Source organism: Streptomyces sp. V4I2 (genome assembly GCF_030817655.1).
GTDB lineage: Bacteria > Actinomycetota > Actinomycetes > Streptomycetales > Streptomycetaceae > Streptomyces > Streptomyces plumbiresistens.
In genome coordinates this window covers 3,123,014-3,142,755 of sequence record NZ_JAUSZM010000003.1, presented here as the reverse complement: position 1 = coordinate 3,142,755, position 19,742 = coordinate 3,123,014, and the positions used below count along the sequence as shown (strand labels likewise).

The 19,742-nt window shown below is 71.5% G+C and carries 20 protein-coding genes; 5 read left to right on the top strand and 15 right to left on the bottom strand.

Annotation, left to right across the window (positions count from 1 at the left end):
- Positions 1–11 precede the first annotated feature (11 nt).
- The 4 genes from QFZ76_RS15325 to lipB all read right to left on the bottom strand — a co-directional run bounded on the left by QFZ76_RS15325 (position 12) and on the right by lipB (position 3,201).
- Positions 12–713 (bottom strand): DUF4191 domain-containing protein, encoded by a 702-nt coding sequence (locus tag QFZ76_RS15325; protein WP_307674257.1) that lies wholly within the window; start codon positions 711–713, stop codon positions 12–14.
- A gap of 69 nt (positions 714–782) precedes the next feature.
- On the bottom strand, positions 783–986 hold the full coding sequence (locus QFZ76_RS15320) for a hypothetical protein (protein WP_307674256.1): 204 nt from the start codon (positions 984–986) through the stop codon (positions 783–785).
- A gap of 294 nt (positions 987–1,280) precedes the next feature.
- On the bottom strand, positions 1,281–2,246 hold the full coding sequence (lipA, locus tag QFZ76_RS15315; protein WP_307674255.1) for a lipoyl synthase: 966 nt from the start codon (positions 2,244–2,246) through the stop codon (positions 1,281–1,283).
- 157 nt (positions 2,247–2,403) lie between these two features.
- Complete coding sequence (lipB, locus tag QFZ76_RS15310; RefSeq protein ID WP_307674254.1) at positions 2,404–3,201, bottom strand: lipoyl(octanoyl) transferase LipB; 798 nt, start codon at positions 3,199–3,201, stop codon at positions 2,404–2,406.
- A gap of 269 nt (positions 3,202–3,470) precedes the next feature.
- Here lipB and QFZ76_RS15305 point away from each other — a divergent pair, with 269 nt between their 5' ends.
- Positions 3,471–4,907 (top strand): regulator, encoded by a 1,437-nt coding sequence (locus QFZ76_RS15305; protein ID WP_307674253.1) that lies wholly within the window; start codon positions 3,471–3,473, stop codon positions 4,905–4,907.
- 111 nt (positions 4,908–5,018) lie between these two features.
- Here the strand turns inward: QFZ76_RS15305 and QFZ76_RS15300 are convergent, their stop codons facing one another.
- Together QFZ76_RS15300 and QFZ76_RS15295 are read right to left on the bottom strand one after the other, a co-directional pair.
- Complete coding sequence (locus tag QFZ76_RS15300; RefSeq protein WP_307674252.1) at positions 5,019–6,395, bottom strand: NAD(P)/FAD-dependent oxidoreductase; 1,377 nt, start codon at positions 6,393–6,395, stop codon at positions 5,019–5,021.
- Between the two features lie 158 nt (positions 6,396–6,553).
- On the bottom strand, positions 6,554–7,450 hold the full coding sequence (locus tag QFZ76_RS15295; RefSeq protein WP_307674251.1) for a TIGR01777 family oxidoreductase: 897 nt from the start codon (positions 7,448–7,450) through the stop codon (positions 6,554–6,556).
- Between the two features lie 72 nt (positions 7,451–7,522).
- On the opposite strand from QFZ76_RS15295, the gene QFZ76_RS15290 reads away from it, so the two are divergent.
- Positions 7,523–8,011 carry a GNAT family N-acetyltransferase gene (locus QFZ76_RS15290; RefSeq protein ID WP_307674250.1) on the top strand — a complete coding sequence of 163 codons (489 nt, stop codon included), beginning with the start codon at positions 7,523–7,525 and terminating at the stop codon, positions 8,009–8,011.
- Here QFZ76_RS15290 and QFZ76_RS15285 read toward each other — a convergent pair.
- The 3 genes from QFZ76_RS15285 to QFZ76_RS15275 all read right to left on the bottom strand — a co-directional run bounded on the left by QFZ76_RS15285 (position 7,992) and on the right by QFZ76_RS15275 (position 10,224).
- A complete protein-coding gene (locus tag QFZ76_RS15285) occupies positions 7,992–8,213 on the bottom strand; it encodes a hypothetical protein (protein ID WP_307674249.1) in 222 nt (73 codons plus the stop codon). The two genes, QFZ76_RS15290 and QFZ76_RS15285, sit on opposite strands and share 20 nt — an antisense overlap.
- A gap of 93 nt (positions 8,214–8,306) precedes the next feature.
- On the bottom strand, positions 8,307–8,945 hold the full coding sequence (locus tag QFZ76_RS15280) for a TetR/AcrR family transcriptional regulator (protein WP_307674248.1): 639 nt from the start codon (positions 8,943–8,945) through the stop codon (positions 8,307–8,309).
- 85 nt (positions 8,946–9,030) lie between these two features.
- Positions 9,031–10,224 carry a MarP family serine protease gene (locus QFZ76_RS15275; protein ID WP_307674247.1) on the bottom strand — a complete coding sequence of 398 codons (1,194 nt, stop codon included), beginning with the start codon at positions 10,222–10,224 and terminating at the stop codon, positions 9,031–9,033.
- Positions 10,225–10,412: 188 nt separating this feature from the next.
- Between QFZ76_RS15275 and QFZ76_RS15270 the strand changes: the two genes are divergently transcribed.
- The 3 genes from QFZ76_RS15270 to QFZ76_RS15260 all read left to right on the top strand — a co-directional run bounded on the left by QFZ76_RS15270 (position 10,413) and on the right by QFZ76_RS15260 (position 12,033).
- Positions 10,413–11,216 (top strand): peptidoglycan recognition protein, encoded by an 804-nt coding sequence (locus QFZ76_RS15270; RefSeq protein ID WP_307674246.1) that lies wholly within the window; start codon positions 10,413–10,415, stop codon positions 11,214–11,216.
- Positions 11,217–11,313: 97 nt separating this feature from the next.
- Positions 11,314–11,547, top strand: coding sequence for a hypothetical protein (locus QFZ76_RS15265; RefSeq protein WP_307674245.1), 234 nt, complete (start codon positions 11,314–11,316; stop codon positions 11,545–11,547).
- A gap of 87 nt (positions 11,548–11,634) precedes the next feature.
- A complete protein-coding gene (locus tag QFZ76_RS15260; RefSeq protein WP_307674244.1) occupies positions 11,635–12,033 on the top strand; it encodes a DUF397 domain-containing protein in 399 nt (132 codons plus the stop codon).
- Between the two features lie 362 nt (positions 12,034–12,395).
- On the opposite strand, the gene QFZ76_RS15255 is transcribed toward QFZ76_RS15260, so the two are convergent.
- The 6 genes from QFZ76_RS15255 to QFZ76_RS15230 all read right to left on the bottom strand — a co-directional run bounded on the left by QFZ76_RS15255 (position 12,396) and on the right by QFZ76_RS15230 (position 19,523).
- The gene (locus tag QFZ76_RS15255) at positions 12,396–13,052 is read right to left on the bottom strand and encodes a hypothetical protein (protein ID WP_307674243.1); all 657 of its coding nucleotides are present in this window, start codon (positions 13,050–13,052) and stop codon (positions 12,396–12,398) included.
- Positions 13,053–13,107: 55 nt separating this feature from the next.
- Complete coding sequence (locus tag QFZ76_RS15250; RefSeq protein ID WP_307674242.1) at positions 13,108–14,004, bottom strand: helix-turn-helix transcriptional regulator; 897 nt, start codon at positions 14,002–14,004, stop codon at positions 13,108–13,110.
- A 262-nt stretch (positions 14,005–14,266) separates the two neighbouring features.
- The gene (locus QFZ76_RS15245) at positions 14,267–14,785 is read right to left on the bottom strand and encodes a DUF4240 domain-containing protein (protein WP_307680019.1); all 519 of its coding nucleotides are present in this window, start codon (positions 14,783–14,785) and stop codon (positions 14,267–14,269) included.
- 56 nt (positions 14,786–14,841) lie between these two features.
- Positions 14,842–15,831 (bottom strand): YafY family protein, encoded by a 990-nt coding sequence (locus QFZ76_RS15240; RefSeq protein WP_307674241.1) that lies wholly within the window; start codon positions 15,829–15,831, stop codon positions 14,842–14,844.
- Between the two features lie 93 nt (positions 15,832–15,924).
- Positions 15,925–18,636 carry a pyruvate dehydrogenase (acetyl-transferring), homodimeric type gene (gene aceE / locus QFZ76_RS15235; RefSeq protein WP_307674240.1) on the bottom strand — a complete coding sequence of 904 codons (2,712 nt, stop codon included), beginning with the start codon at positions 18,634–18,636 and terminating at the stop codon, positions 15,925–15,927.
- Positions 18,637–18,899: 263 nt separating this feature from the next.
- Complete coding sequence (locus QFZ76_RS15230; RefSeq protein ID WP_307674239.1) at positions 18,900–19,523, bottom strand: GntR family transcriptional regulator; 624 nt, start codon at positions 19,521–19,523, stop codon at positions 18,900–18,902.
- Positions 19,524–19,742: the final 219 nt, after the last annotated feature.

Genomic DNA, 19,742 nt, shown 5'->3' with positions numbered 1-19,742 from the left:
GGGTCGGCGTCCTATCGGGCCTTCGGTCCGCCCTTCGGGAGCTTCATGCCCTTGGGCATCGGACCCTTCGGGAGCGGCATGTTGCTCATCAGGTCACCGAGGGCGCGCAGCCGGTCGTTGGTGGCCGTCACCTGCGGGCCGGTCAGCACGCGCGGCAGCTTCAGCATGGTCGTGCGCAGCTTCTTCAGCGGGACCTGGCCCTCGCTGGTGCCCACCATCAGGTCGTGCACCGGCACGTCCGCGACGATGCGGTTCATCTTCTTCTTCTCCGCGGCCAGCAGGCTCTTCACCCGGTTCGGGTTGCCCTCGGCGACCAGGACGATGCCGGCCTTGCCGACGGCCCGGTGCACCACGTCCTGGCTGCGGTTCATCGCCACCGCGGGGGTGGTCGTCCAGCCCCGGCCGATGTTGTCGAGTACCGCCGCTGCCGCGCCCGGCTGGCCCTCCATTTGCCCGAAGGCCGCTCGCTCGGCCCGGCGCCCGAACACGATCGCCGACGCGAGGAAGGCGAGCAGGAGGCCCAGAATGCCGAGATAGATGGGGTGACCGATCAAGAAACCGATCGCGAGGAAGACACCGAAGGTGACGATTCCGACCGCCGCGAGTACAAGACCGATCTTCTTGTCGGCCTTGCGGGTCATCTTGTAGGTCAGAGCGATCTGCTTGAGTCGCCCGGGGTTCGCAGCGTCCGCTGCCGTGTCCTTCCTCGCCATGGCACGAAGTCTACGTGCCCCCGGGAGCGCCGACGACGGCAGTGCCCCGAGGAGCGGGGAACGGGTGCTTCAGAGGCGTGCGGTGGTGAACGTCTGCTCCAGGACGCGCTGGGCCTCGACCCGGTCCTTGGCGCGGCGGCGGTCCTCCTGGACGGACGTCCAGGCATTGCGGCGTGCGGTGCGCTGGCCACTGCTCAGAAGCAGGGATTCGACGGCGCGGAGTGCGTCGGTGAACGTCGGGATCGGTGTGGCGCGTACGGGCGCGGCCTGCATGATGGAGGTCCCCCTCGATACCGCTGCGGGTATGGGTGTACGTGGTGTAAGTCCAGGGTCACTGATTGGTGTTACCAGGGCATGACCGACCGGTCAAACGCCAATGAAGCCTTGACGCGGGGCCCTTGAACGACGACGCGGCCCTGACGTACGCCCTCATCAGCGAGGACGGTCAGGACCGCGTCGTATCGGTCACTACTGGTGGGTAGCCTCTTGTGCGCGAATTCACACGCTTGCCGCACACCCTGCTCGGAAGGCGGGTGACGGTGTGTCAGTGGAGCGGGGTGTCAGGAATCAGACTGCCTGCGAGGCGACGTACGAACCGCGCTTCTCGACGGCCATCTGGTACAGCCGCCCGGCGCGGTACGAGGAACGGACCAGCGGACCGGACATCACACCGGAGAAGCCGATCTGCTCGGCCTCCTCCTTCAGCTCCACGAACTCGTGCGGCTTGACCCAGCGCTCGACCGGGTGGTGGCGCACGGACGGGCGCAGGTACTGCGTGATCGTCACCAGCTCGCAGCCCGCGTCGTGCAACTGCCGGAGCGCCTCGCTGACCTCCTCGCGGGTCTCGCCCATGCCGAGGATCAGGTTCGACTTGGTGACCAGGCCGTAGTCGCGGGCGTCGGTGATGACCTTCAGCGAGCGCTCGTAGCGGAAGCCGGGGCGGATGCGCTTGAAGATCCGGGGGACCGTCTCGACGTTGTGCGCGAAGACCTCGGGGCGGGAGGCGAAGACCTCCGCCAGGAGCTCCGGTACGGCGTTGAAGTCCGGGGCGAGGAGCTCCACCTTGGTGCGGCCGGCCTCGCGGGAGGCCGTCTGCTCGTGGATCTGGCGGACCGTCTCGGCGTAGAGCCAGGCGCCGCCGTCCTCCAGGTCGTCGCGGGCGACGCCGGTGATCGTGGCGTAGTTCAGGTCCATGGTGACCACGGACTCGCCCACGCGCCGGGGCTCGTCGCGGTCGAGCGCCTCGGGCTTGCCGGTGTCGATCTGGCAGAAGTCGCAGCGCCGGGTGCACTGGTCGCCGCCGATGAGGAACGTGGCCTCGCGGTCTTCCCAGCACTCGTAGATGTTGGGGCAGCCGGCTTCCTGGCAGACCGTGTGCAGGCCCTCGCTCTTCACGAGGTTCTGCATCTTGGTGTATTCGGGACCCATTTTCGCCCGGGTCTTGATCCACTCGGGCTTGCGCTCGATGGGGGTCTGGCTGTTGCGGACCTCCAGGCGCAGCATCTTGCGTCCGTCGGGTGCGACTGCGGACACATCGGCTCCCTGTAGCTTCGATTCTTCGGCGTACACCAGGGTACGCCCGTGCGTTTTCGGTCCCCGGGGTGGGCAACCTTGCGGAACTGTGGGGCATTCCCGTGCCCGGCGCCGGTGCGGGCGTCTGGTGCCGCACCTCTCGACCCACCGAGTCGGGTTACGCCGGTGCCCGCTCCACCAGCCGCGGCTTCAGTTCCGCGTTCTCCAGCACATCCAGAAGGTGCCGCTCCACGACGGGCAGCACCTCCTCGATCGTCACCTCGCGCCCCAGCTCGTTCGCGAGGGAGGCGACCCCTGCGTCCCGGATCCCGCACGGGATGATCCGGTCGAACCACCGGTTGTCGGGGTTCACGTTCAGCGCGAAGCCGTGCATCGTGACGCCCTTGGCCACCCGGATGCCGATCGCGGCGATCTTGCGGTCCTCGCGGCGCTGGCCGGCGTTGGAGGGGGCGTACTCCGGCCCGTTCATGCGCGGGTCGAACTCCTCGTCGTGCAGGCGCGGGTCGAAGTCCAGGGACAGACCGCCGAGCGTCGGCCGCGTCTCGACCGGGTCGCCGAGCACCCACACCCCGCTGCGGCCCTCGACCCGGGACGTCTCGATCCCGAACTCCGCGCAGGTGCGGATCAGGGCCTCTTCCAGGCGCCGTACGTGCGCCACGACGTCCACCGGGCGCGGGAGCTTCTGGATGGGGTAGCCGACCAGCTGGCCGGGGCCGTGCCAGGTGATCTTGCCGCCACGGTCGACGTCGATGACGGGAGTGCCGTCGAGCGGCCGCTCGCTGTCCGCCGTACGCCGGCCGGCCGTGTACACCGGCGGGTGCTCCAGCAGCAGCACGGTGTCGGCGATCTCGTCGGCGAACCGCGCCGCGTGCACCCGGCGTTGCTCGTCCCACGCCTCCTGGTACTCGACGGCGTCCGCACCGAATCCCATCCGGACGAACCGCAACTCACTCACGGCAAGCGCCTCCTAGCAGCCCTGGCAGTCGTAAGGCACAAAGCGTGCCTACGCCACTGTACGACCGAGCGCCGCGCGTCAGCCGTGCGGTCAATCCTCACACGATCGGATGAACGAGCGTCGAAGTGTGCGATCGCCTGCTCACTCTCCGCTACATTCGCGCCGTTCACAGAGGCCATAAGGGCTGCTCACAGGCAATCCGGGCAACGCAGGCACCGCAGGCACGAAGCGGCCTCAGCGAGGCCCGAAGGCAGGAGACCGCACCGCAGATGACGGAACGACCCGCGCAGCGCACTCCCAACCGCCAGCTCGCCGCGCTCATCGCAGAAGCGGGGTTCTCCAACGCGGGACTCGCCCGTCGAGTGGACCAGCTCGGACTCGAACACGGGCTGGACCTGAGATACGACAAGACGTCCGTGACCCGGTGGCTGCGCGGCCAGCAGCCCCGCGGCACCACCCCCGCCCTCATCGCCGAGGTCTTCACCCGCCGCCTCGGCCGCAGGCTCACCGCCCAGGACCTCGGGCTCGACGCCTGCGCTCCTGTCTACGCGGGCCTGGAGTTCGCCGCCACGCCCGAAGAGGCCGTCGACATCATCAGCGGGCTGTGGCGCAAGGACTCCGGCAGTCACGCCGAACTCCGCAAGATCGCGTTCACCCCGGCCGGCCTGGTCGTCCCCAGCCGGGACTGGCTGATCGGACGGGCCGACGACAGGGTGGCCCGCGGCGAGCCGCTCGTCCGCGTCCCCGCGCAGGGGCGCCCCGGGGTGCCGCGTCAGCGCGGCGCCGCCGAGCGCGGTCCCGGCCAGAAGGTCACCGGCGGCGACATCGCCGCCCTCCGCTCGGTCGGCGAGCTGTTCCGCTCCCTCGACGACATGTACGGCGGCGGCCACGCCCGCCAGGCCCTCGTGCGCTACCTGGAGCACGAGTGCGAGCCGATGCTGCGCGGCACCTACGGCGAGCAGACCGGCCGCCGCCTGTTCGCCGCCGCCGCCGACCTCACGAGGCTCGCGGGCTGGACGTCGTACGACATCGCCGCGCACGGCCTCGCCCAGCGCTACTTCGTGCAGGCGCTGCGGCTCGCGCAGGCGGCCGGGGACCGGGCGTACGGCTCCTATGTGCTGGTCACGATGAGCCGGCAGGCCGTCTACCTCGGGCACGGGCGCGAGGCCGTGCAGCTCGCGCGGGTGGCCCAGCAGGGGGTCGGGACCAACGCCCCGCCCGTCGTGCAGGCACTGCTGCACGCGGTCGAGGCGCGCGGGCACGGGGTGCTCGGCGAGGTGCGCGCCTGCACCGCGTCGCTGGTACGGGCCGAGCGGGCCCTGGAGACGGCCCGGCCCGGTGACGAAGTCCCGCACTGGGCGCGGTTCTTCGACGAGGCGCAGCTCGCCGACGAGTTCGGGCACTGCCACCGGGACCTCCAGCAGTTCCGCTCGGCCGCCCAGCACGCCGAGCGCTCCCTGCAGCTGCGCGCCCCCTCCTACGCCCGCAGCCGTCTGTTCTGCCGTGTCGTCCTCGCCTCCGCGCGCCTGGGCCTGGGCGAACTCGACCAGGCCTGCGCGCTGGGCGCGGAGGCGGCCGGCCAGGCGGCGGAGATGCGGTCGGTGCGGGCCGTCGAGTACGTACGGGACTTCGAGCGGAGGCTGGAGCCGTACAAGGACGCGGCACCGGTGCGGGGGTATCGCGACAAGGTCGCGGCACTGGGGTAGGGGTATCGCCGCAGGGCTGACTGCTGTGTGCCCGGTGCGGGCTCGTTGCGGCTGGTCGCGCCCCGCGGCGGAGCCGCACATGTCACAGTCCCGCGCCCCTTCCGGGGCGCTTCAGGCGGCCTGTGTTGTGGGCAGCGGGTCCGCCCGGTGCAGTGACGACCCCGCCGCCCCCAGGTCCGCCAGGATCGCCGCCGACGCCCGGTGGGCCGAGTGCAGCGCGCCCTGGACGGTGCTGGTGTCCCGGTGGTCGCCGCACACGTACAGGCCCGCCAGCAGCCGTACCGGACGGCGCAGGTCGTGCGGTGGGCGCATCGCGGGGACCGCCTCGATGGTGTGGTGGACGGCGAGGGTCTCCCAGCGGCGGGTGGAGGTGCCGTAGAGGCGGGACAGGTGCATACGGACGGCGGTGTCCAGGTCGGACGGCGGCGGGCCGAGGACCGTCGAGGAGACGAGGGTGCGGCCCGCGGGGGCGCGGGACGGGTCGACGCGGCTGATCACCGCCGTGTGCGCGACCGGGCCGCCCCGGTCCGCGTCGAGCAGTAGGGCCGCGCCCGTCGCCGGCGGCTCGTCCGTCGTGTGGTGGACCACCGTCACCGGGTGGAAGTCCGGCACCCGCAGGCCGGGCAGCAGCTCGGCGGCGGGCCGGGCGTCGGTCGCGATCAGGACGGCACGGCAGCGGATCTCGCCGTGCTCGGCCGTCGTCACCGAGGTCGTGGAGATCGAGGTGGCCCGGACACCGGTGTGCACGGTGCCCGGCGGCAGCGTCTGTGCGAGCAGCTCCGGCAGTACCTCGGCGCCGCCCTCCGGCACGCACAGCCGCCCGGCCGCGAACGCCCTGAGCGCGAGGTCCGCGCACCGGCTGGACGTGGTCAGCTCCGGGTCGCACAGCAGGGCCGCGAGCAGCGGACGCAGAAACCCGTCGATCGTGCGGGCCGGCACACCGCGGGCGGCGAGGGCCTGCCCGGCGGGCAGTTCGGGACGGGCCAGCAGGCGCTCGACGGGAGTGTTCGCGATCCGGGTCAGTGCGGCACCGAGCCGAGCCTGGTCGACGGCGGTGCCCAGCGGGGCGGTCGCCCCGGCCTTCGGCACGGAGGCCGGCCGGAGGGCCGTACGCCCTTTGGCGGGCGCACCTGCCAGGGCGCGTACCGCGTGGAGTGCGCCCCGTGCGCCCCCCGCGTTCGGGGGCGGTGCGGCTCGGTGGTGGCGGCCGTCGCTGTGGAGCAGGACGCCCGGCGCGAAGGGCCGCAGCACGAGCGCGTCGAGCCCTGGGGTCAGCCGTAGTTCGGGATACGCCGTGGACAGCAGCTGTCCGATGCGGTCGAGCCGGAAGCCGTCGACCTTCTCGGTCGTCATCCGGCCGCCCACACACGGGGCGGCCTCCAGCACCGCGGTCGTCACTCCTGCGCTGGTCAGCCGATGCGCCGCGGACAGCCCGGCGACCCCGGCTCCCACGATCACGACGTCCGCCTGGTACGCGGGCTCAAGCACGTGCCCCTCCTCGAGGTTGCGCGGCCGGTGGAGACGTCATGCCCCCAACTGGCTCCGGGGAAAGCCGAGTTCGCGTCGAGGGTAGGGCCGTGATCGGTCCGTGGCAGTCGCGCATCGACAGGGCACGGTCGCACGACGGTCGCATACGATCGCAAGGGTCACTTCGCCGCCCGGATCGCCTCCTCGATCTCCGGGAACGCGAAAGTGAACCCCGACTCCAACAGCCGCATCGGCAACACCCGTTGGCTGCCCAGCACGTCCCCGGCCATCTCGCCGAGCACCGCCCGCAACACCGGCGCGGGCACCGTGAAAAGGGTCGGCCGGTGCAGCACACGCCCCATCGCGGCGGTGATCTCGGCGTTCGTCAGCGGGTGCGGCGCGGTCACGTTGAACGGCCCCGACAGGCCGTCGGTGTCGATGAGATGGCGGATCGCGGCCACCTCGTCGTGCAGCGAGACGAACGACCAGTACTGCCGCCCGTCTCCCATCCGCCCGCCGAGCCCGGCCTTGAACAGGGGGAAGAGCCTTCCCCACGCCCCGCCCTCGCGGGACACCACCAGGCCGGTCCGGGTGAACACCGTCCGCACGCCCGCCGCCCGGGCCGGTGCCGCGGCCCCTTCCCACTCCACGCACAGCTCGGGCAGGAAGCCCTCCCCGGGCGGGGCGTCCTCGTCCACGGCACGGTCGCCGGTCTCGCCGTAGATGCCCATCGCGCTGCCGTTGACGAACACCCGCGGCGGCCGGTCCAGGGAGGCGACCGCCTCGGCGAGGGCCGTCGTGCCCAGCACCCGGCTGTCCCGGATCCTCGCCTTGTACGCGTCCGTCCAGCGGCGCGACCCCACGTTCGCCCCGGCCAGGTTGACCACCGCGTCGCACCCGGCGAGCCCGGCCGGGTCGACGTACTTCCGCTCGGGGTCCCAGCGCACCTCGTCCGGCGTCCTGGGCTCCCGGCGCACCAGGCGCACCACCTCGTGTCCGTCGGCGGCCAGGGACCGCACCAGGGCTGCGCCGATGAGACCGGACGCGCCGGCCACCGCGATTCGCGAACGTTCCATGAGGACCATCCTTGCTCAGCCGCCGCGAAAAACCCCGGCGGGGTCCGCGGACCGCCGTCGTAGGGTGACCGGATGCCGGTTCCGTACATACGCCATGCCACCTCCGACGACGAGGAGCCGCTGGCCCGCCTCGACCGCGACACCTGGTCTCCGCTGCACGCCGTCCAGCCCCGCCCGCAGCCGCCCTACGAGCCCTTCTTCAACGAGCGGTTCGGCCCGCTGGACCATCTGGTCGCGGAGCTCGGCGGCAGCCTCGTCGGCTACGTCCGGCTGGCCTATCCGACCTCGCTCGCCTGCAACACCCACGTCCGCCAGATCCAGGGCCTCGCCGTCGCCGACAAGGCACGCGGCACCGGGGTCGGCCGGGCGCTGCTGCGGGCCGCGCAGGACGAGGCCCGGCGGCAGGGGGCGCGCCGCATCACCCTGCGTGTGCTCGGCCACAACACGCCGGCCCGGGGGCTCTACGAGTCCGAGGGCTTCGTCGTGGAGGGCGTGCTGCCCGAGGAGTTCTTCCTGGACGGCCGGTACGTCGACGACGTGCTCATGGGCCGCAGTCTCTGACCTGGTCCGCCGAGGCGGTCGTACGACGCCTGCGCGCCACCAGATACAGCGGCACCCCCGCCACCGCGGCCGCCGTGGCGAAACCGGCGAGCACCCAGCCCTTGCCGCCGGAGTCCGGCGCCGGAGCGGCGGCGGTGAGGGTGAGCAGGGAGACCAGGGCCAGGGCGGCGGCGGGACGGAGCGCGCCGAGAGCACGAGACATGGCTCAGAGGTACGCCCGGGAGTGTCCCGGCCGAGGGCATTGATCCGTACGAGGGCGACGCGAGGGGCGTCGAGTCAGGACGTGCCGGGCCCGTCACTCCGTCAGCGGCCGCATCCCGCCCATCAGCTCCCGCAGGCACCGTACGGCCAGCTCCGCGGGCGACCCCGGTCCCGTCAGGCCGGCGTCCGTGGCGGCCCACACCTCCAGTGCCACCCGGACGGCGTCGGTGGCCGCGGCGGCGGCCAGGCGGATCCCCAGCTCGTCCGCGTCCGGGCCCGCCAGTCGCGTCAGTACGGGGAGCAGCTGCTCCCCGTACTGACGGGTCTCCTGGTTCACCCGGTACCAGACGGCCCGCAGGGGTGGGTCGTCGGCGGCCGCCCGCAGCAGCGCCCGGGTCTGCCGGAGACCGTCGGCCGCGGGCGCGTCCGGGGCGGCGAGCGCCTCCCGCATGGCTCGCTCCAGCGCCTCGGGCACGGCCGCGCCCGGCTCGATCGCCGCGAGCAGCCCTCGCCAGCGGTCGCCGCCGGCCGCGAGCAGGGGGCCCACCGCGTCCTGCTTGTTGCGGAAGTAGCGGTAGAAGGTGCGCAGCGCGACCCCGGCCCGCTCGGCGACGTCCTCCGCCGTCGTGCCGTCCGGGCCGTGCTCGGTGAAGAGCTCGGCGGCGGCACGCGCGATGTCCAGCTGGGTCGCCGCCTTGCGGCGCTCGGTCAGCGAGGGTGGCTTGGCGCTCACCCGCCGAAGCGTACGCAAGCCGGGAGACCGCCAGGAAGCGCTTGCACTCATCTCGGGCGCCCCCGCCGGCCTCCCCCGAGGGCAGCTAGGACGTCACCAGCTCGCCCGTGTCCACCGGCGCCGTCGCGTCCGCCGCGCGTTCGGCGTCGGAGGCGACCTCGTCCGCCGTCAGGACGTAACCCGTCTCGGCGTCGGAGGTGGAGCGGGCGAAGACGACGCCGAAGACCTTGCCGTCGGTGGTGAGGAGCGGGCCGCCGGAGTTGCCGGGGCGGACGGTGGAGCGGATCGAGTAGATCTCGCGGGTGACGGTCGCGTCGCTGTAGATGTTCTGCCCGTTCGCCTGGACCCGGCCCGCGACGGTGGCCGCCTGCAGGTTCAGGTCGCCGTCCTGCGGATAGCCCGCGACGACGGCCGAGTCGCCGCGGGCGGCGGTGTCGTCGAAGCTCAGGACGGGGGCGCTCAGGTCGGGCACGTACAGCACGGCCACGTCCTTGTCCGGGTCGAAGAGCACCACGCGTGACTCGTACGACCGCCCGACCCCGCCGATCCGCACGCTCGGGTCGTCGATGCCGGCCACCACGTGGGCGTTGGTCATCACATGCTGCGGCGCGTACACGAACCCGCTGCCCTCGCGGCCCTGGGTGCCCGAGACGCCCTCGATCTTCACCGTGCTGAGCTTGGCGGCGTTGGTGGCGCTCGCGGTGACGCTGTCGCCGGTGGGCTCGGCGACCTCGGCCGTCGACTCGTTCTCGAAGGGGTTGAAGACCTGCGGGAAACCCGCCTCGGTGAGCGCGGACGTGGCCCGCGAGAACCAGGCGGGGGTGGTGTCCGGCATGGTGTTCTGCACGGCGCCGAGCAGGGCCGAGTCCCGGATCGCGGTCGTGACCAGCGGCGACGAGGACGCGCCGAGCACGCTCGCGGCCACCCACGCCACGATCAGCACGGCCACCGAGTTGGCCGCGGCGCCGCCGACCCCGTCGGCCACTCTGAGCGGACCGAGACTGGCACGGCCCAGCTCCCGCCGCAGCCGGAGCGCGAGCCGCCCCGCCAGCTCGTGTCCGACCGCGGCCGGGCCGAGCACCGTCAGCACCGCGGTCACCGTCGCCGCGGTCGTGCCCGGTGACGCCAGGTCCATCACCCAGGGCAGCGCCCACACACCGATGACCGCGCCGCCCACGAACCCGGCCAGTGAGACACAGCCGGCGACCAGACCGCGCCGGTAGCCGGCGGCCGCGTAGGCGAGGATCACCAGCAACAGCAGGATGTCGAGCAGGTCCACTGAGCCGCCTTTCTCCAGGAACCCTTAGTACGCACGGGATGCGCCCAGTGATCAGCCACGCGCGCGTGGCGTCCGGAACCCGCCACGCGTGCGTGCACCTGGAAAAACGTCCCGGACCGGGACGATGGTTCCACCGGGTGGCACAGCACACATCGCGGGCGGACCGGATCGGTCGGACAGTGGAAACCATGCGTGTCCGAAGACCGAAGGGTGCCCGGAAAACACGCGCGGTGCACATACCGAGGGCCGCGCTGGTGCTCCTCGGCTGTCTGCCCGGCCTCGCCGCGGCCGTCGTCCTGGTGCTGTGCGCGGGCGGCGTCGAGCGCTCGGCCGCCGCCGGTGCCCGGCAGGCCGAGGCCCGCCCCGCCGCGGCCCGCTCCGCGACCAGACCGCACATCGTGCCGCGCTCGGTCTGGGCGGGGGAGGACAGCACCCGCACCCGGCCGCCGCCGCGCTACGACGACAAGGTCCTCGCGGTGTTCATCCACCACACGGACTCGCCCAACGCCTACGACTGCGCCGAGGCGCCCCGCATCATCCGCTACCTCGCCGCGGGCATGACCGAATCCCGTCACTGGGACGACATCGGCTACAACTTCCTCGTCGACCGCTGCGGCACCATCTACGAAGGCCGCGCGGGCGGCACCGACCGCCCCGTCACCGGCGCCCACACCCAGGGCTTCAACCACCGCACCACCGGCATCGCCGCCCTCGGCACCTTCACCTCCCAAGTGCCGGTCCCGAAGGTGATGACCGACGCGATCGCCCACCTCGCCGCCTGGAAGCTGGGCCTCGCCGACATCGACCCCCGGCGGACGGTCCGTCTGGTCTCCAGCAACGGCCACAGCCGCTACGCCGCCGGCACCGCCGCCGCCCTCCCCGCCCTGGCCGGCCACGACGACGGCTACATGACCAGCTGCCCGGGCGCGGCCCTCAGCGCCCGCCTCCCGGAGATCAGAGACCTGGCGGCCCGCCTGCAGGGCAGGACGTAGCGGCGACCGGCTCACAGGCTTCTCCCAGCCCGCTCACCGATTCCCCCGAGGCGGCCGCCATAGCGTCAGTGACACGCACTGACCGGAGGTGGGGATCATGAACAGCAGTCGTATGAACACCAAGGAGACCGCAGGTGGTTGGGCCAGGACCGCCCGCGGCCCCTGGGCCGTCGTCTGCGCGGTCGCCGCCGTCGTGCTGGGCCCGGCCGCCGTCACCGCCTCCGCCCTGGACCAGGCCAACGCGGCACCGCTGTACCACGCGGTGAAGGCCGACAACACCCAGGCGTACCTCCCGACGGACACCAACCGCCGCCGGATCACGGCCACTTGATGACGCCGTGGCTCGGACGCACGCGGTAATCGGGCTTGTTTGCAACTTGGCGCACAACTTCGGAGAGCCTAACCTTTCAGGACAAATGTGGGGCAGGAGTGTGTGACCTGCGGTCCGGTTGTGCCGCGCACTGGCCACTCCCGCCGTCATCCTGCGAGGCTTCCGGCGCCTGCGATACGGTGCGCCGAAGCCGGCAAGAGCGGGAAATACGGGGGTTTCCAGGCGAGGCGCAGCCCTGTTCCGCGCGGTCACCGGCCTGGTGGGGCGAGGGAGTCAGGGGTGGGCGATGGTGACCTGCTCGTACTCGACTGGCGCAAAAGCAGTGCCTGCGATCCGGTTGATTGCGTGGAAGTCGCCCTGATGGCCAGGGGGGTTCGCGTGCGTGAGTCGACTCGTCCGGAGGGGAATGTCATCTCCGTGGGGGCCGTGGCCTGGAGGGATTTTCTCGGGGCGTTATGTGCCAGAACCCTGGAAGGACCGCTGTGATGGGCGGTTTTCGGCCACAGGGACAGAGGGAGCATAGGGGCGGGGGGTGCCTGTGGTTCGATTGAGCCCAGCAGTGACGCGGCGTCCGGATCACCACCAGAGTCACACACAGCCGTCTGGGGACGACATGGGGGATTCCACAGGGCCACAGGCTTCCAACGGCCACGCGCACGGACCTGTTACAAGACCGCTGTTGCCGCTGGCCGCGTTGCTGGGCGCCTACTTCCTGGTGTCCGGAGGAACCGGCACGCTGGTGGGCGTCCTCCTCTCCTTCGCGGTGGCTCCCGCGCTGCGCCCATGGGTGTGGGCCTCGGCCGGCGTGATCGTGGCGAGTGTCGCGGGCCTGCTGCTCGATCGCGGAACTACGGCTGCTGTCCGCCGGTTTCCGAGTCTGGGGCTGGGCCTGCGTCCGGTGTCCGAGGGACGGGTTCGGTCCCGGAAGTAACGGTGGCGGAGGGCGCGGTGCCATCGCCGACGGCGGGATCGGCCTTGGGACGCCTGCGTATTCGAAGTATTCGCACCCAGACAGCGCCGACCAGCGTGCCGAGGCTGCCGAGTCCGAACACGCTTGCCGCCAAGACGCGGAACGAGGGAGCGGACCCCGGGGCGATGGTGTGGAGGATGACGTAGAGCACCGACGCCGCGAAGCCGGTGGTCCCGCAGAACACCAGGGCGAACCACCCGACCAGCCCGCGGAGGTTCTTCAGAGCCGAGTCCGAGTGCATGACCGTGTGGAGTGTGTACATCACCACGTCGAGTACGGAGAGCTGCCGGTCCGGCAGCACCTCCGCCGGAGTCTGCGGTCCGGTGGGGTCGGTCGGCCGATCCGCCGGAAGGGCCTCGACGAACACGATCGACGCCTTCGTCGGCCGGGGGTTCGCGACAGGTTCCGACGCGCCGATCTCGCTCGACTCGCTGACGGCGGTCGGCTCGACGGCATCGGTCGACGACCCCTGCGTGTCGGGGCGGGCACGTTTCCGTGCCAGCCTGTCGCGTATCCGTGTGAAGACACCCTTCACGGGCCTCTCCCGGTCTCGGTCCGACGTGTCGCCGGTGCGGGGGGCGAAGCTCCTGCTAGGACGGGGCGTCCCGCAGGGCGTTCGACGCGGTCGCAGGGCCGTGCGGGTACTGGGCCAGCACCTCGTCGATGAAGCGGACCGCAGCGCTGCCCGAGAGGGCATCGGTGCGGGACTTGTCGAACTTCGTCAGGTAGCCGACGACACTGTCCTGGTCGTCGCGGGTGGTCAGCGCGCCGTTCGGACCTTCCACGAAGAGAACGTCGTTGTTGTCGTCCTTGAACGTCAGGGCGATCGAGCCGTTGCGCAGCACTGGGTGCAGACCGATGGCGAAGGGAACCACGCCGAGGCTCACGTGGCTGAGTTCCGCGAGCGACTTCAGGTGCCGCAACTGCTCGCGCATCACGGCCGGTCCACCGATCAAGCGCCGTAGCGCGGCCTCGTCGACCAGGAAGTTCAGCCGAGGCTCCGAGGCCTCGCGCAGCAGCCGGTCCTGGCGCTCCGTCCGCAGCGCCACGATCGCGTCGCTCTTCTCGGCGGAGTGCCGGCTGTTGAGCAGCGCGCGCGTGTACGCCTCGGTCTGGAGCAGTCCCGGGACGAACGTGGGGTCGTAGGCGTACAACTCGGCGGCCACGCTCTCGAAGCCGAGGTATACGGCGAACTGGGGGTCCACCACGTCCCGGTAGGGGCTCCACCACGGAGGCTTCCGGCTCTCACGGGCGGCCTCCTCGAGCTGTTGCCGGACATCGGACTCCGTAATGCCGTAGAGATCGAGCAGGGCACGCAGATCGGTCACGGACACACCGACCGAGCCGCCTTCGATGCGGATCACCTTGGACGGTGACCAGGACAGGGCCTGCGCCACGTCCGGTTGGTTCAGTCCCGCCTCGTTGCGGAACGTGCGCAGGGCCAGCCGCACCCGGCGCCGCTCCACGGCGGGATCCTTCGAAGCCATCTCCTCGTAGTCCCACCTTCCGAGGGTGACGGAGTGTTCCAGGGTGGTTGCCACCTGGCAGGTTGCCGGTGGGCAGACTGCCAGGTGGCACACTGCCCGGGTACGGCTTGCCACCTGGCTGCCCCGGTGGATTGCCCTACCCTACCTCCAGAGCACGAGGAAAGGGGAACACGCCCCTACGGCAGGATTTCTGACGGTCCGTCCAGCGCTGAGGGCGAGCGGGTTCCGGGCGCGAAGTCCCCGTTCAGGGCGTCGGCCGGGGTCAGCCCCTGAACCGCTCCCACAGCTTCGGATACCGCCCGGCCAGCACCGACTCGTCCTCGAAGTCGAGCGGTGTGCCCTCCGGCTCGGAGGGGGCGGGCGCGATGCCCAGGTCGGGGGCGACGGTGCCGGTGAGCTGCTCGTAGGCCTCGTCCGCCGCGTAGCCGAGTTCCTCGCCGTCGCCGTCGATCTCCTCGTCGAAGTCGTCCAGGAGGTCGGCGAGCGAGTCGGGGGCGTGCACCGCGCCCTCGTACACCTCGCGGCCCTGGCCGATCAGCCAGCACCGGAAGAAGTCGAAGGCGTCGTCGCTCGCGCCGTCCAGCAGGACCCAGGCGGCGCCCCACAGGTCCCAGGTGTAGGCGCGGTTGTAGCGGGCCTCGAAGTGACGGGCGAAGTCGAGGACCATGTCCGGGTCCAGCTGGATAAGACGGTCCACGAGCAGGTCCGCCTGCTCCTCGGGGTCGCCCTCGGCGGCCTCGCGGGTGGCGTCCACCAGCTCCCAGAACTCCGTCTCGTCCATCACGGGTCCAGCATCGGCCCTGAAGAGGTGGGACGCACGTGGAGTGGGGCGGATTGTTATGTCCCGTACAGCGAGGCCAGTCTGGCCGCGTCGCCGGCGAAACGCGCCCGCAGGCTCTCCGGTGCCAGCACCTCCGCCTCCGGCCCGAGCGCCGCGAGCTGCGTGTGCGCGACCTCCTCGGACTCCACCGGCAGGGTCACCGTCACCCGCCCGTCGCGGTCCGGGGCACCGGCCGCTGCCAGCGCCTCCCGGGCCGACGGGGGATCGACCGTGTACGGCAGTCTCCGCACCCCGTCCCCGGACAGCCGCACCACCACCTCCGCCCGCAGCAGCGACCGGGCGAACTGCTCGGCCCGCTCCTCCCAGAAGCCCGGCAGATCGAACTCCTCGTCCCGGTCGAACCGCTCCTCGCCGACCGTCACCACGGCGAACCGGTCGATCCGGTACACCCGGTAGGAGTCGCTCTGCCCCGCCACCCGCGCGCACAGGTACCAGACGCCCGCCTTGAGGACGAGCCCGTACGGCTCCAGCTCGCGCACGACGTCCTGCGAGCGCTCCGCTTCCCGGCCGCGATAGCGCGCGGTGATCCGCCGGTCGTCCCACACCGCGTCCGCGACGGCGGGCAGCAGTTCGGGGGTCTTCGGCTCCTTGAACCAGCTCGGCGCGTCCAGGTGGAAGCGCTGCGCGGCGGTTCGGGAGGCGTCGCTCAACGACGGCAGCAGGGCCGCCGACACCTTCAGCCGGGCCGCCGAGGCCGCGTCCTCCAGGCCCATCTCCCGCAGCGCCCCCGGCACCCCGGACAGGAACAGCGCCTCGGCCTCGCCGCGGGCCAGTCCGGTCAGCCGGGTGCGGTACCCGCCGATCAGCCGGTAGCCGCCGGCCCGCCCCCGGTCCGCGTACACCGGCACCCCCGCCTCCGACAGCGCCTGCGCGTCGCGGGTGACGGTCCGCTCGGACACCTCCAGCTCCCGCGCCAGCTCGGCGGCGGTCATGGACGGCCGGGACTGGAGCAGCAGCACCATTTTGATCAGACGGGCAGCACGCATACGGCCATGATGCCGGGCGCCACTGACAACGAAGGGGCACGGCGGTAGCCGTACCCCTTCATCGATGTCAGCGGACCTCAGGTCCTACAGGTCCTACAGGCCGTACTTCGCCCGCGCTTCCTTCACCGCGGTCGCCTTGACCTCGCCGCGCTTCGCGAGCTGGGCCAGGGCGGCGACGACGATCGACTCGGCGTCGACACCGAAGTGGCGGCGGGCCGCGTCACGGGTGTCCGAGAGGCCGAAGCCGTCGGCGCCCAGCGAGGAGTAGTCCTGCTCCACCCACTGCGCGATCTGGTCGGGGACCTGGCGCATATAGTCGGAGACCGCGAGCACCGGGCCCTCGGCGCCGTGCAGCGCCTGACGGACGTACGGCACCCGCTCCTCGCCCTCCAGGAGAGCCGCGTCGGCCTCCAGCGCGTCGCGGCGCAACTCGGTCCAGGAGGTCGCGGACCACACGTCGGCGGCCACACCCCACTCCTCGGCGAGCAGCTTCTGCGCCTTGATCGCCCAGTGGATCGCGGTGCCGGAGCCCAGCAGCTGGATGCGCGGCGCGTTGGCGACCGGGGACAGCCCCGCCGACTCCGCCGTGCTGAACCGGTACAGGCCCTTGACGATGCCCTCGTCGATGCCGAGGCCCGACGGTTTCGCGGGCTGCGGCAGCGGCTCGTTGTAGACGGTCAGGTAGTAGAAGACGTTCTGGTCCTCACCCGGGGCCGCCTCGCCGTACATCCGGCGCAGACCGTCCTTGACGATCGTCGCGACCTCGTAGGCGAACGCCGGGTCGTACGTCAGGGCGGCGGGGTTCGTCGCCGCGATGACCGGCGAGTGGCCGTCGGCGTGCTGGAGACCCTCGCCCGTCAGGGTCGTCCGGCCCGCCGTGGCGCCGACGAGGAAGCCGCGGCCGAGCTGGTCGCCGAGCTGCCACATCTGGTCGGCCGTGCGCTGCCAGCCGAACATCGAGTAGAAGATGTAGAACGGGATCATCGCTTCGCCGTGCGTGGAGTACGCGGTGGACGCGGCGATGAAGTCGGCCATCGAACCGGCCTCGGTGATCCCCTCGTTGAGGATCTGGCCGTTCGTGGCCTCCTTGTAGTACATCAGCTGGTCGCGGTCGACCGGCTCGTACGTCTGGCCCTTGGGCGAGTAGATCCCGAGCGACGGGAACAGGCTCTCCATGCCGAAGGTGCGCGCCTCGTCGGGGACGATCGGCACCCAGCGCTTGCCGGACTCCTTGTCGCGGACCAGGTCCTTGACGAGCCGGACGAAGGCCATCGTGGTCGCGACGTTCTGCGTGCCGGAGCCCTTGTCGAAGGAGGCGAACGCCTTCTCCGACGGGGCCGGCAGCGGGGCCAGCGGCTGCGTGCGGCGGGCCGGGGCCGGGCCGCCGAGGGCCGCGCGGCGCTCCTGGAGGTAGCGGACCTCGGGGGAGTCGGCGCCCGGGTGGCCGTACGGCACGACCCCGTCGACGAACTGGCTGTCCGAGATCGGCAGCTCCAGCAGGTCGCGCATCGTCTTGAACTCGTCCACCGAGAGCTTCTTCATCTGGTGGTTGGCGTTCTTCGACGCGAAGCCCTCGCCGAGGGTGTGGCCCTTGACCGTCTGGGCCAGGATGACCGTCGGGGCGCCCTTGAAGTCCACGGCCGCCTTGTACGCCGCGTACACCTTGCGCGCCTCGTGGCCACCGCGGGAGAGGTGGAAGCACTCGAGGATCTTGTCGTCGCTCAGCAGCTTCGCCATCTCGACGAGCGCCGGGTCCTTGCCGAAGAAGTCCTGGCGGATGTAGGCGGCGTCGCGGGTCTGGTACGTCTGCACCTGGGCGTCGGGTACCTCGCGCAGGCGGCGTACCAGCGCGCCCGTGGTGTCGAGCTGGAACAGCTCGTCCCAGGCCGAACCCCACAGCGTCTTGATGACGTTCCAGCCGGCGCCGCGGAACTGGGCCTCCAGCTCCTGCACGATCTTGAAGTTCGCGCGGACCGGGCCGTCGAGGCGCTGCAGGTTGCAGTTGATGACGAAGGTCAGGTTGTCCAGACCCTCGCGGGAGGCCAGTGCGAGGGCCGCCGTCGACTCGGGTTCGTCCATCTCGCCGTCGCCCAGGAAGGCCCAGACGTGCGACTGGGAGACGTCCTTGATGCCGCGGGCGGTCAGGTAGCGGTTGAAGCGCGCCTGGTAGATCGCGGAGAGCGGGCCGAGGCCCATCGACACCGTCGGGAACTCCCACAGCCAGGGCAGGCGGCGGGGGTGCGGATACGACGGGAGGCCGTTGCCGCCGGACTCGCGGCGGAAGTTGTCGAGGTGGTCCTCGTTGAGCCGGCCGTCGAGGAAGGCGCGGGCGTAGATACCGGGGGAGGCGTGGCCCTGGATGTACAGCTGGTCGCCGGAGCCGGGCGCTTCCTGGGATTCCTTGCCCTTGAAGAAGTGGTTGAAGCCCGTCTCGTACAGCCAGGCGGCGGAGGCGAAGGTGGCGATGTGGCCGCCGACGCCGTACTTGCTGCCCCGGCTGACCATCGCCGCCGCGTTCCAGCGGTTCCAGGCGGTGATCCGGGCTTCCATCGCCTCGTCACCGGGCGCGGACGGCTCGGCGGCGGTCGGGATGGTGTTGACGTAGTCGGTCTCGAGGAGCTTGGGCAGCGCGATGCCGGTGCCCTCGGCCCGCTCCAGCGTGCGCCGCATCAGGTACGCCGCGCGGTGCGGCCCGGCCGCCTTGGCGACCGCGTCCAGTGAGGCCTGCCATTCGGCGGTCTCCTCCGGGTCCCGGTCCGGGAGCTGGTCGAGCGCGCTCGGCTGGATGGCGTTGGGGTCGGTCATGTCGCCGCCTTCCTCAGTCGAAGGGGGTTCCCAATGAGGGTTTCAGGGGTGCCCTTTGTCTTTGGCAGGACAGGGCTGGGGCCTCGGTGGAAGCCCGTCGAGACTCTAACTCCCTGATCGATGATCGATCAAAGGGTTGAGAGGCAAAACCTCTTGATCACGAGAAAGTAGGCACGGGGTGCCTTCAAGAAAGACACGGCGTGCCGCTCCTGGTGGGGGTTTTCGCAGGTCGGGACACGTTTGAGCGCGGTACCGCTCAGGGTTCAGGCCTGCGGTGCGCAGCCCAGGACGTGCGCTTTCACGATCTCGGCGATCCGGGGATCCCGGCGGCGGAAGGCGGCCACCAGCTCCTCGTGCTCCTCCGCGTACGACTGCTGGACCGTTCCCAGCCAGCGGATCGACAGCGCGGTGAAGACCTCGATGCCCAGGCCCTCCCAGGTGTGCAGCAGCACCGAGTTGCCCGCCGCCCGGACCATCTCCCGGTGGAAGGCCACCGTGTGCCGCACCTGGGCCGTCCCGTCCGACGCGCGGTCGGCCTCGTACAGCGCGGCGACATGCGGCTCCAGGGCCGAGCAGTCGTGCGCCAGCCGCCCCGCCGCCAGCTCCGCCGCGATCGCCTCCAGACCGGCCCGGACCGGGTAGCTCTCCTCCAGGTCGGCCGCGGTCAGGTTCCGCACCCGCACGCCCTTGTTCGGCGCCGACTCGATCAGCCGCAGCGACTCCAGCTCGCGCAGCGCCTCGCGCACCGGGGTCTGACTGACCTCCAGCTCGGTGGCGATACGGCGCTCCACGATCCGCTCGCCCGGCTTCCAGCGCCCGCTGACGATCCCCTCCACGATGTGCTCGCGGATCTGCTCGCGCAGCGAGTGGACGACGGGCGCGGTCATGAGGGCTCCTTAGGGAGGGGCCGCCCATCGGCCCCGGGGCGTTTGACGTTTAGACAATAAGGCCGCGGGCCCATGGGGGAGGGGCGCACGGGGGCGCTTTCGCGCAGGTGAGACGAGGCTTACACGCTCTCAGCTCGGCGTCTTCTGTCAATACGGGGAACCCCGCGGGCTCCTTCGGTGTCGCCGTCGGCAGAGGGCTCCCGCGCGGGGCGCCCTCGG